Below are 12,176 nucleotides of genomic sequence, written 5' to 3' on the forward strand. Positions count from 1 at the left end.
ACGCGAACACTTAAGTTGTTATAAATCAGGTTTTTAAATGTTTGGATATTTTGACTATAGCTTTGAGTGTATTTTTATGTGCGCTGATTATCAGTTGGTTATTATTTTCGGGGCGTTCGGGTCACAGGGAAACCCGCCCCCCCATTTAAAAAACAGGACACAGCACAACTACCCCACAAAAAAGATGTCAAAAAACATGAAGTTTTTCACAAAAAAAGTGTAGCAATAGTCAACAAATACACAAAAATATTACAGAAAATGCAAATTTTTAAAACCAAACAATCTTAATTCAACTTTCACCAATGACCAATGACCAATGACCAATGACCAATGACCAATGACCAATGACCAATGACCAATGACCAATGACCAATGACCAATGACCAATGACCAATGACCAATCGCCTAAAGGTTTATTTCAAATTCATCCGCGTCTTTCAAAAACGGTAAGGCACGGCGGGCTTTCTTTATCTCATCGGCAATGATAGAAAAGGTGTATACATCGTCCTCATCGCGTTTGTAATAAACCACGTTGCCATTGGGATCAATACAGGTTGAATCGCCCGAGTGGTAAACCTCGTTGCCATCGTGGCCTACCCGGTTTACGCCAATTACATAAGCCTGGTTTTCAACAGCGCGGGCGGGTAATAAAGTGCGCCAGTGCAGGGCACGGCGTTCGGGCCAGTTGGCTACAACTATCAATAAATCGTAAGGGTTATCGGCAAGGTTGCGCAGCCATACCGGGAAACGCAGATCGTAGCAAATCATGGGGCATATTTTCCAGCCGTTCAGCTCCACCATGATTTTTTTGTTGCCGGCGGTGTAGGTGTTATGTTCTTTGCCCAAAGCAAACAGGTGGCGTTTATCATAATACTCATAAGTGCCATCGGTGCGCATCCAAATGAGGCGGTTGTAGTAATGGTCGTTTTCTTTGATAATAATACTGCCTGTAACCACGCAATCGTGTTGTTTGGCAGTTTGGTGCATCCATTGCATGGTTTTACCTTCCATTGGTTCGGCAAGTGCAGCGGCATTCATGGTAAAGCCGGTGCTAAACATTTCGGGCAGGATAATAAGGTCTGTTTTTTCCCTTATTCCGCCAGATAAGCGTAAAGTGATATTTTGTAAATTTTTATCAGTATTTTCCCAAAAAAGGTAGCCTTGAAAAACGGTAATTTTAAGATTATCCATAAGCGGTGTTTAGTCGATAGACCATAGTCGATGGCCTATAGTTTTTAAAGTTAATGGATGATAGCTAATTATTTAACCAGATTGTTCAATTCTGTGCTTCAACCATGGACTATCGACCATGGTCTATTAACTCAAAATTAAACTTTCAATAACCTATCAACGGCTTTATCCAAAGTTTCTTGCCTTTTGGCGAAACAAAACCTTAACACATGGTGGTCAATACCCTTGCTATAAAAGGCCGAAACCGGTATCGCCGCCACGCCAAATTCCTTAGTTAAACGCAGTACAAAATCGGCATCTTTTTCGTCGGTTATATTGCTGTAACGTACTGATTGAAAGTATGATCCATGGCAGGGCAGCAATTCAAACCGGGTTTGTTCCAGCCCCTGGCGAAAGTAGTCACGTTTCTGCTGAAAAAACTCCGGCAAACCCGTATAAGTTTCTTCATTTTTTAGATGCTCGGCAATAGCATATTGTATGGGGGTATTAACCGCGAAAACCAAAAACTGGTGAATTTTCCTGAATTCATGCATCAGGTAGGCCGGCGCCATACAGTAACCCACCTTCCAGCCGGTAGCATGAAAAGGCTTGCCAAATGATGCCACTATGAAGCTTCGCTGTTGTAAATCCGGGTAGCGCGCCATACTGTGATGCGTTTGGCCATCATATATCAGGTGCTCGTAAACCTCATCGCTTAGTATTAAAATATCCTGGTTTTTAACCAATGCGCTCAACTCGTCAATATCCTCCTTGTGCAAAATAGTAGCAGTAGGGTTATGCGGCGAATTAAGGATAATCATTTTGGTTTTGTGGTTGATAAGCCGTTTTACCATATCCCAGGCAATGCGGTAGTTTGGCGGCTCAAGCGGTAACGATTTTACCACACCGCCCATCAGCTTTATGGCAGGGGCATAGCAATCAAATGCGGGCTCAAAAATAATAACCTCGTCATTGGGGTGTATAACCGCGCTAATGGCTGTAAATATAGCCTGCGTGCCGCCCGCAGTAATGGTTATTTCGGTTTCGGGATTATAAACGGCACCGTAAAGCCTCTCGGTTTTTTCGGCAATACGCTCCCTTAAACTCATTACGCCGGCCATAGGGGCATATTGGTTATGGCCATCAGTCATCGCCTTGTTAACCAGTTCGATCAGGTCGGCCGAGCAGTTATAATCCGGAAATCCCTGCGACAAGTTTATAGCACTAACCTCATTGGCCAGGGCCGACATCACCGTAAATATGGTAGTACCCGTTTGGGGTAATTTTGAAACTACAGAAATCATCTAAGGGCTAAAGTAAGTAAAAAAGCACGAACCGGTAAACGTATTAATACGTATTTTTAGTTTTTTGAAAGTATTTACCGTTGTAAGAAAAATAATAGCGCTGCTGTAAAACAGTAAGTATGCGGTATCTTAAGCTATAATAATTCAGGTCCTTTGAAGCTGATTTGCTTCGGTTTGGCAATAATTGGGGATGCTTCTTTTGCGTAAATCGGAGGCGCCGCACCTACAAACATTAACACAACCCTTATCTCCCAATATCACGATCAAAATTTTCCGGTGGGCGCGGCTGTCACCCTTTTACGTATAACTGCAAATAAATTGCGTTTAGCTAAGGGGTGCCACATCGATAATGACGGCTCATCTTCCAGTTTGGTTTCATGATGCAACAAAATCAAATGGATTTGCAACAAACGCGAAAGAATTTTTCAGCCCGTTTCTGTCTCTTTGATTCCCTATAAGGCTTTGTTATTAAACAACTACCTATTACCTATGAAAAAAAATTATAAGTCCGCAACTTACCGCTTTGCTATTTACGCTTTAAAATTTACCAAATTAGTTGCAGTTGCCGGCATGCTGCTTTTTACCGGTTGCAGCAAAGATTCGCCCCCGGCTACTAAAACAGATACTGGAACAGGCACAGGAACAGGCACAGGTACAGGTACAGGTACAGGTACTGGTTCAGGAACGACGGTTGACACCCTTACTGCCAGCAAAATTGCGGTATCTGCTTTAGATGATGAAGTAAATGCTTTTATGACTACTTATAACGTGCCGGCAGTATCTGTAGCCATCACCAAAGGAGAAAAATTGGTTTACCTGAAAGCGTATGGTATAACCGATAAATCTAAGGGTACCAAAGCGGCAATAACCGATCGTTACCGGTTAGCCAGCCTTTCAAAGCAGTTTACTTCGGTTGCTATAATGAAATTGCTTGATCAGGGTAAAATAAAGCTGAACGACAAAGTATTTGGCGATGGGGCGCTTTTAGGTAAAACCTATGGCACTAAGGCCTACGGCGCACATATTACCGATATTACTGTTGATGAACTGCTGCACCATACATCCGGAGGCTGGGGTAACGAAGTGAACGACCCGATGTTCAGTAATCAGGCAATGACAGCGGCACAACTCATCACCTGGACTTTAGATAACCGCCCGCTTGACCATGTACCAGGCACAAACTACGATTACTCGAATTTTGGTTACTGTATATTAGGACGAGTTATAGAAAAAATAACCGGACAGACGTATGAACAAGCTGTGAAAACATTGGTATTAACACCTATCGGAATTACCGATATGACTATTGGCGGTAACACATTTGCCCAAAAACTTCCAAAAGAAGTTACTTACTATGGCCAGTATGGCGAAGATCCTTATGCAATGAATGTGAGCCGGATGGACTCGCACGGAGGGTGGATTGCTACAGCTGCCGATCTGGCCAGGCTCCTGGTTTACATCGATAAATTTCCGGTACGTCCGGATATCCTTACACCGTCAACCTTAAATATTATGTATACCGGCTCAGCAGCCAATGCAGCCTATGGTTGCGGCTGGGCTATTGCCGGCAATAACTACTTCCACCAGGGAAGTTTACCCGGCACAGCCACCGAACAGGGCCGGCTTGATAACGGGTTTAACTTTGTTATTTTGACCAATACGCGAAGTTTGAAAGTCAATTTTGACAATGACTTAGACCAGATATTCTGGAGGGCTTACGCCAAAAATCCAACCTGGGCTACTGACGACTTGTTCATTAAATAAACCAAACTTCCACCATCATGAAACGTAACACCTTCCTCCAAATGATATCCGTAACGGGCGCCATTTTAGCCAGCCCCATAGCCACCATCGCCAAAAGCTTTACGATGCTTAGAGAAAAAAACGGCTATAAAACAGATGCCGGGACCGACCGCTTCCAAAAGCCAATCAGCCTGTTTGATGGTGATACATTTTACACCAAAGTATCTACCAAAGATACCGATGGCGATTTTTATGTATATGAATCATCGCGAGTTAAAAAAGGAGGTCCCAACCTGCATCTCCATTATAACCAGGACGAGTGGTGGTATATTTTGGAAGGTGAGTTTGTAATAAAAGTGGGCGATAAAATGCACCATGTTAAGCCCGGCGATAGTGTGTTTGGCCCGCGTGGTGTACCGCACGCATTTTCAAAGGTAGGTGAAGGGGTTGGCCGAATGCTCACTACTTTTCAGCCGGCAGGTAAAATGGAAGAGTGTTTTATAGCGATAAGCGAAGGGCAAATGAAAGGCAAACCCGAAGCCGAGCAGGACGAGTTTAGGAAACAACACGGCTTTGAACGCGTTGGGCCGCCAATTGATATACTAAAAGCGTTTTAAACTCCAGTCACCAAGTTATGAAAGTTAGTAGTTTTAAGTTCATAGTGGTTGGTCTGTGCTGGTTGTATGGTTTTAAAGCCTACAGCCAGCAAACAGATACCACTAAGGAAAACCCGCAGATTAGGCAACTTATTAAAAATTACGAAGACGCCTGGAACCGCCACGATCCAAAAGGCCTTGCCGATAATTATACCGTTGATGCTACATGGGTAAACTGGTTTGGTGCCTATTATAAAGGGCGGGACGATATTCAATTTCATTACCAGCAAGTGCATACCACCTATTTTAAAGGAACGCATTACTATACCCGTGCCGTCGAAGATATTATCTACCCATATCCAAACTTTGCCATATCACATGTGCGCACAGCATTAGATGGCGACGAACGGTTTCCCGGCCAAACGTTTGAGTTCCGGAGAATGATTGTTATGGTAAAACGCGATGGCTCCTGGAAGATTCTCGCCGGGCAAAATGCCAAACTGGAAAAAGGAATAAAATAATTGAGATGTATAACAATTCTACTTCATTTAAACAAAAACTGAGCCTGGCATACCTATGGCTTGTTCCACCTGTAACCATGGCTATTGGTTTTGGCATAGGTTCGGTAAGTTATAAATTTTACTTACCCATTTGGGGTTTAAATGCCTGCCTGATGACCTTCTCCGCATATCATCTTGGTGTACACCGCCTTTGGAAACAAGATCGATCCGGTAAACAACAAGCTGTTACCGCGCTGTTACTATTTATACCATGGCTGTTATTTTCCATCTTTGCGGGCATGGGGCCGCCACCCTCAACACTGCAGGGCTGGGTTAACACCGCTGCTGAACAGCAAACCCGCTACACCATCCTTATAGCAGGCGGAATTTTACTTTTGTTGGGTGCCGCCCTGCTGAAAACCCGTTTACAGGAAGCGGGCGAAAATCTATATTCGGTATTAGCATTTGCAGCGCTAAGCATAGCAGTGCCCCTGTTTATCATCAATATGGCATTCTGGGGTTATTACCTTACCGATGCTTTCCGGCTGTTTGCTGCAAACCCTGCCGCGAAACGTCCGGATTTATACGTCGCGGTAAAAAGTCTATTTTATGTAATCAGCGTGGCCGAAGTTGTATTGATATACCTGGGCACCCTCCTTTTTGCCGTGGCGCTCAAAATAACGGGCTCACTCAGTAAACCTGCATCCCGTTGGTATGTGGGCTGCAGTTTAATTGCTATTTTGCTGGAACTAATACCTTCTTCCTGGCCAGACCCTTTTGGCACAGCAGGCTTCCTGGTGGCTATTCCCGCCATTACTTTTGTGATGTATTATCTTATTGGGGTGCGTTTACTTCTTCGACGGTAAAATGGCACACTTTTGTATCCGCAGTTCGCGTTAATAGCATTAAATTTGTAAAGAACGCGGGACTTAAATGGTGAATCATCACTGACGATATACTCATGCGAAAAATCATTGTTACAACATTTATAACATTAGACGGTGTGATGCAGGCACCCGGCAGCCCTGAGGAAGATCCATCAGGTGGTTTTAAATACGGTGGCTGGTCGGCACCTTATGGCGACGAAGTTTCTGGTAAGGCTATGCAAAAACAGATGGAGCCTGCCGATCTTTTACTGGGCCGGAAAACATTCGAAATTTTTGCATCTTATTGGCCCCAACACTCCGGCTATTGGCCAGGTATTAATGAGGTAACAAAATACGTCTTGTCGGCCACCATGCAAAAGTCGGATTGGCAAAACACAACTTTCCTTACCAGTGTGGCGGATATCGAAAAGCTCAAAAATACTGATGGTGCCGACATTAAAGTTTGGGGCAGCAGCGAGCTTGTTCATTTATTGCTCGCACATGATCTGGTAGACGAGCTTTGGCTCAAAATTTACCCCGTGCTGCTTGGCGAAGGAAAAAGGTTGTTTAACAACAGCACAATCCCGGCGGCATTTACATTAACAGAGAGTGTGGTTACACCGGGCGGAGTTATTTTTGCCAATTACAAACGCGCCGGCGAAGTTAAAACAGGTATTATCGGAGCTTAAATAGATGGCCGAAGTATTTCAGATGTTTTTTGGTGCGCATGATTTCGCAAAGATGAGGTCTTGATAAGAGACTTGTTTTTTTATTCGTTTTAAAATTACCGAGGGTATCGGGTAGTTAAACAGGCCGATTTGAATCAATTAATAGTTCAATGCAATTTTTAATCGTACTATAGGCGAGCCTTATGATGGGTTTGAATGCCGGCGGGATCGCAAACAAGTGCCAATGTTTATTAGTTTATCACTAATCTAATACCCTGAAAATTAATTAAATTAGAAATGATACCCGAATTAACCACTTATGAGGATTGGATTCAGCTGTTGGCGCTTGCTAATACCGGCGATAATGTCACTCAATATGAAGTTGCGTTGCGTTATGATACCGGGTTAGTTGTAAATGGTATTAATATTGTCAATGAAAGTCAACCAATGGCTTTTAAATGGTACTATAGCGCTTATGAAAATGGTAATGTTGAGGCAAGTATCCGTGTTGCCGATTTTTTAATTGAAGGGATTCATTGTAAACAAAACATTGAGTTAGCTATTGAACTTTATCGAAAAGGGATTGACTATGGCTACGGTATAGCGGCAAATAATTTGGCCACATTTTATAGGGATAAGCAAGATTATAAAGAAGCGTTCGAACTTTATAAAGTTGCACAGCATCTTTATAATTCAGATTCGCTGCCTTTGGCGTTGTGCTACTATTTTGGTATTGGAACAACAAAAGATGTGAAGCTGGCTTTTGAGATATTTAAGAATATTTCGAAAGATAAATCGAAAGCAGGAAATTATCAATATGATATTGATGAGGCAAACTATTTTTTAGGAAGAATATATTTAGATGGAGAAATAGTTGACAAGTCTATTACTAAGGCGCGCGCTTTTTTACAGCTTGCCGATGCAGATGATGATCATCGTTCGGCACGCGAACTTTTAATGATCATTGGCAAGAACGATTAAATTAAAAAACATAGCAAGAATTACTATTCTTGCTATGAATTGATAGTAGGTTAATTGGCAATCTGTCCCTTGTACACAACCTACCGATTAGGTCACCTGCCCGATAATTCAATTAAAATCCTACCATATTTTGGCCCTGGGCAGATCGCACAATAATTCAAAGACCACCTCAAAACGCGGCCGGGCAGGTAATCCAAATTCAGGCTGTTTGTATCCTTTTTTACAGTTTTGGCTAAATCAAGCGCAGATTTGGATAAATTCTGCCAGCTAAAGCAGCCCATCTTTGTATCAACAAAACAGAATTATTTATGCGTGTATTTGTAACAGGAGCCACAGGCTTCATTGGTACTGCTATTGTGCAGGAATTAATAGGTGCCGGCCACCAGGTGCTGGGGTTGGCCCGTTCAGATGCATCGGCCCAAAAGCTGGCCGATGCCGGTGCAGAAGTTCACAGGGGTTATCTGGAAGACCTTGACAGCCTGCGCAGCGGCGCCGCACAGGCTGACGGCGTTATCCATGCCGGTTTTATTCACGATTTTACCCGGTTTGCGGAAGTTTGCCAGGTAGATAAAAAAGCCATTGAAACCATTGGCGACGTATTAGCCGGTTCAAACCGTTCGTTTATTGTAACCTCCGGTACGGCGCTGGTAAGCCCCGGGAAGCTGGCTACCGAAGATATTATTCCACCGTTAAATCCCGCATGGCCGCGGGCCTCTGAGCAAGCAGCAGACGTTGTAGCTTCGCATGGTGTTCGTGCGGCAGTTATCCGCCTGTCACCATCGGTGCATGGCGACGGGGATAAACATGGTTTTATACCCATACTGGTTAATATAGCAAGGCAAACAGGCGTATCGGCATATATCGGGGAAGGGCTTAACCAATGGAACGCCGTACACCGGTTGGATGCGGCCCGTTTGTACAGGTTGGCTTTGGAGAACGCTGTACCTGGAGCCCGTTTTCATGGTTCTGCAGAAGAAGCCATCACGGTTAAGTCTATTGCCGAATCTATAGGAAAACAACTTAATCTCCCGGTAAAATCAATTGCTGCTGAGGCCGCTGCCGAACATTTTGGATGGTTTTCACACATGGCCGCTATCGACTGCCCGACATCGAGCAGCCGGACCCGGGAATATTTGAACTGGCACCCAATGCACAACACCTTGCTTGCCGATATTGAGAACGGTATTTATACCAAATAACAAGCAATGAAGATTATTGTAACCGGTTCATTGGGGAACATTAGTAAACCGCTGACAGAACTATTAATTGCCCGGGGGCACGCGGTAACCGTTGTAAGCAGCGACCCTAAAAAACAGGCAGCTATCGAAAACTTAGGCGCGGAACCAGCCATTGGCTCAATAGACGACGTACCGTTTTTGACCCATACTTTCAAAGGCGCAGACGCTGTTTATGCCATGATCCCCTTAAGCTTCACCGAGCCCGATCTGGGCGGTTATCTGTATAGGATAGCTCAAAATTATGTGCGGGCCCTTAAGGATACCCGCATCCAACGGGTAGTACTAATGAGCGGTTGGGTGGCAGACCTGGTTAAAACCGAAAACGTAGAACATGTATTTGACGACCTGGACGCCTCTATCACTATTATGCGGCCTGGCGCTTTTTATACCAACTTTTATCAGTCCATTAACCTCATCAAAGGCAAAGGCTTCATTGGTAAATTTTTAACGCTGCGTTATTCCGGCCTTGGGGCCCTGCTAACCGGTAAAACCGGCCTGCTGATGGGTAACTACGGCGGAGAAGACCGGATAGTTTTTGTTTCGCCAAAGGATATTGCGGATGCCGTTGCCGGGGAGTTGCTGTTATCGCCCAAAGAGAAAACCATCCGCTACGTAGGCAGCGATGAAATGACGTGTAACGAAGCGGCCAGGATCATTGGCAGCGCGGTAGGCAAGCCGTGGCTAAAATGGGTGCTGCTTACTGATAAGGAAATGCTGCGGGGATTAAAGATGGCCAAAGTACCGGAAAAGCTGGCACAAACCTTAGTTGAAATGCAGGCCGCCATGCACAGCGGTAAAGCGCTTGAAAACTTTCACAAGAGCCGGCCCAAAATGGGCAAGGTGAAACTGGCTGATTTTGCTGAAGAGTTTGCCGAAGCATATCATAAAAAATAACGAATTTAGCATAGCTATGAACAGTAACCGGCTTTTTCATTTTCATACCATCACCGAATATCACCGTATGGCAGGTTTGCCTAAACCGGCGCACCCGCTGATTAGCCTGGTGCATATGGGCAACCTAAACAAACCCCTGGCAGAGGGGGCGTTCAGTTTGATCTATGATTTTTATTCTATCTCGATGAAAAGAATGAAGAATGCCAAGTTTAAATACGGCCAGCAAACATGCGATTTTGATGAAGGTGTACTGTTCTTCATGTCGCCGGGGCAGGTCTTTGGAATGGAGATTGAAAAAGGCAGCGTAATGCACCGTCGCGAAGGATGGATGATCCTGATTCACCCGGATTTTTTATGGAACACCCCGCTGGCCAAAACAATCAGGCAATACGAATTTTTCAATTACTCGGTTTACGAGGCGCTTTACTTATCTGACAAGGAAGAAACCATGCTCACAACCATTGCACAAAATATAGAGCAGGAATATCACGCCAACATTGACAGGTTTAGCCAAAGCGTGATCATTGCCCAACTGGAACTATTGCTCACCTATTCGGAAAGGTTTTACCAGCGGCAGTTCATCACCCGCAAGATAACCAGCCATGAAATACTATCCAAACTGGAAGATTTACTCACCGCTTACTTTAGCAGCGGCGCACTCGCCCGGAAAGGGCTGCCCAGCGTTACTTATATTGCCGAAAACTTAAATATCTCACCCGGTTACCTGAGCGGCCTGCTCAAGTCGCTTACCGGCCAGAATACCCAGCAGCATTTGCACAACAAGCTGATAGAACTGGCCAAAGAGAAACTTTCGACCACTAATCTTTCCGTCAGCGAAATTGCATATGAACTGGGATTTGAACACCTGCAGTCTTTTAGCAAGCTGTTCAAAACCAAAACCAGTTTCTCGCCGCTGGAGTTCCGCAATTCTTTCAACTGATATTCACAAACAGCAATTTGGTTTTGGGTCGAACGTAGCCAGCGGGTCAATGCCCGCGCCTGAATCACATCAAATGTGTAAAGCGTTCGCCGCCATGCGATATACATCATTATAAGGCACGAAGTAATTCCCGACATGCTAAGCCCCCAATATTAATGCTGTGTTTTGATTTTCATAGGCTACTGTTTAGTTTAATTGCTGATAATGAGGTTGTAACGGTGGTTTTGCCGCGAAAATATGGCATGGTAAACTTTTTAATCAAACTGTTGTTGTAAATGCAATGCTGCTTATAAATAATTATAACCGGCTATTAAACATTTACAGATATGAAAATTTACCATCTATTACCGTTGGTGCTCATTGTAGCAACGGTAACCCAAAGTTGCGTTAGCAGCAAAAAATACAAGGAACTCGAGGGCAATTACACGCAATTGCAAAATAGCACACAAGACCTAAGCGTAAAATATCAGAGAAGCGAGCAGGCGCTGGCCGTATCAAACGGTCGTATTACCAGCCTTGAAGAACAGCTGGCTTCCGAAAGGTCAAATAATAACTCGTTAAAGGATGCATTAAATAAATGTTTGGCCGGCAATAACCAGGGTGGTGCAAACATCTCAAAACTGGTTGATGAGATAAATGCTTCCAACAAATACATTCAATACCTGGTAGCTACCAAAAATAAAAGCGACTCGCTTAATATGGTGTTAACCAATAACCTCACCCGCTCATTAAGCAGGGAAGAAGCACAGGGAGTTGATGTACAGGTACTTAAAGGTGTTGTGTATATCTCATTGTCTGATAATATGTTATATAAATCAGGTAGCTATGAAATTTCAGACAAAGCAGGAACCGCTTTGGCCAAAATTGCTAAGATCATTACCGATTATTCAACCTATGATGTGCTGATTGAAGGTAATACCGATAATGTACCAATCAAGCAAACCAACATCCGTAACAACTGGGATTTAAGTACGCTTCGGGCTTCATCGGTAGTACAGGCCTTGCAAAATACTTATAACGTCGACCCCAAACGCTTAACTGCAGGCGGCCGTGGCGAGTATAATCCAATTGCCGATAATGCCACACCGGCAGGTAAAAGCCAAAACAGGCGTACCCAAATTATCATCACACCAAAACTTGATCAGTTTATGGATTTGATAGGTAAAGCACCGGATACCACCCCGGTTAAACAATAAAAAAGAGTCAGAAGATAAGAATCAGGATTCAACAGGAAAAACGGGCTTAGCATTTTTGTTAAGCCCGTTTTTATTGTTGG

At 43.9% G+C, this 12,176-nt stretch carries 12 protein-coding genes; 10 read left to right on the forward strand and 2 right to left on the reverse strand.

The annotated features are described in order from the left end of the window. Positions 1-405: 405 nt before the first annotated feature. Together PQ469_RS12555 and PQ469_RS12560 are read right to left on the reverse strand one after the other, a co-directional pair. Positions 406-1,191, reverse strand: coding sequence for an amidohydrolase (locus PQ469_RS12555; RefSeq protein WP_274213271.1), 786 nt, complete (start codon positions 1,189-1,191; stop codon positions 406-408). A gap of 137 nt (positions 1,192-1,328) precedes the next feature. After that, complete coding sequence (locus PQ469_RS12560) at positions 1,329-2,474, reverse strand: methionine aminotransferase (protein ID WP_274213272.1); 1,146 nt, start codon at positions 2,472-2,474, stop codon at positions 1,329-1,331. 489 nt (positions 2,475-2,963) lie between these two features. Here PQ469_RS12560 and PQ469_RS12565 point away from each other — a divergent pair, with 489 nt between their 5' ends. The 10 genes from PQ469_RS12565 (at position 2,964) to PQ469_RS12610 (ending at position 12,096) form a co-directional block, all read left to right on the forward strand. Next, positions 2,964-4,238 carry a serine hydrolase domain-containing protein gene (locus PQ469_RS12565; RefSeq protein WP_274213273.1) on the forward strand — a complete coding sequence of 425 codons (1,275 nt, stop codon included), beginning with the start codon at positions 2,964-2,966 and terminating at the stop codon, positions 4,236-4,238. A 17-nt stretch (positions 4,239-4,255) separates the two neighbouring features. Beyond that, positions 4,256-4,834 carry a cupin domain-containing protein gene (locus PQ469_RS12570; RefSeq protein ID WP_274213274.1) on the forward strand — a complete coding sequence of 193 codons (579 nt, stop codon included), beginning with the start codon at positions 4,256-4,258 and terminating at the stop codon, positions 4,832-4,834. 17 nt (positions 4,835-4,851) lie between these two features. Beyond that, positions 4,852-5,334, forward strand: a complete 483-nt coding sequence (locus PQ469_RS12575; protein ID WP_274213275.1) for a YybH family protein — start codon at positions 4,852-4,854, stop codon at positions 5,332-5,334. Positions 5,335-5,339: 5 nt separating this feature from the next. Continuing rightward, positions 5,340-6,179 carry a hypothetical protein gene (locus tag PQ469_RS12580; protein WP_274213276.1) on the forward strand — a complete coding sequence of 280 codons (840 nt, stop codon included), beginning with the start codon at positions 5,340-5,342 and terminating at the stop codon, positions 6,177-6,179. A gap of 95 nt (positions 6,180-6,274) precedes the next feature. Next, complete coding sequence (locus tag PQ469_RS12585; RefSeq protein ID WP_274213277.1) at positions 6,275-6,868, forward strand: dihydrofolate reductase family protein; 594 nt, start codon at positions 6,275-6,277, stop codon at positions 6,866-6,868. A gap of 276 nt (positions 6,869-7,144) precedes the next feature. Beyond that, entirely contained in the window at positions 7,145-7,828 is a 684-nt protein-coding gene (locus PQ469_RS12590) for a tetratricopeptide repeat protein (protein ID WP_274213278.1), read from the forward strand. Positions 7,829-8,136: 308 nt separating this feature from the next. Continuing rightward, positions 8,137-9,027 (forward strand): SDR family oxidoreductase, encoded by an 891-nt coding sequence (locus PQ469_RS12595; protein ID WP_274213279.1) that lies wholly within the window; start codon positions 8,137-8,139, stop codon positions 9,025-9,027. A 6-nt stretch (positions 9,028-9,033) separates the two neighbouring features. After that, entirely contained in the window at positions 9,034-9,960 is a 927-nt protein-coding gene (locus PQ469_RS12600) for an NAD(P)H-binding protein (RefSeq protein ID WP_274213280.1), read from the forward strand. 16 nt (positions 9,961-9,976) lie between these two features. Continuing rightward, positions 9,977-10,900 carry a helix-turn-helix domain-containing protein gene (locus PQ469_RS12605; protein ID WP_274213281.1) on the forward strand — a complete coding sequence of 308 codons (924 nt, stop codon included), beginning with the start codon at positions 9,977-9,979 and terminating at the stop codon, positions 10,898-10,900. A 326-nt stretch (positions 10,901-11,226) separates the two neighbouring features. Beyond that, positions 11,227-12,096: an OmpA/MotB family protein gene (locus PQ469_RS12610; RefSeq protein ID WP_274213282.1), complete on the forward strand. Its 870-nt coding sequence runs from the start codon at positions 11,227-11,229 to the stop codon at positions 12,094-12,096. Positions 12,097-12,176: the final 80 nt, after the last annotated feature.

It is taken from the genome of Mucilaginibacter sp. KACC 22773 (genome assembly GCF_028736215.1).
GTDB lineage: Bacteria > Bacteroidota > Bacteroidia > Sphingobacteriales > Sphingobacteriaceae > Mucilaginibacter.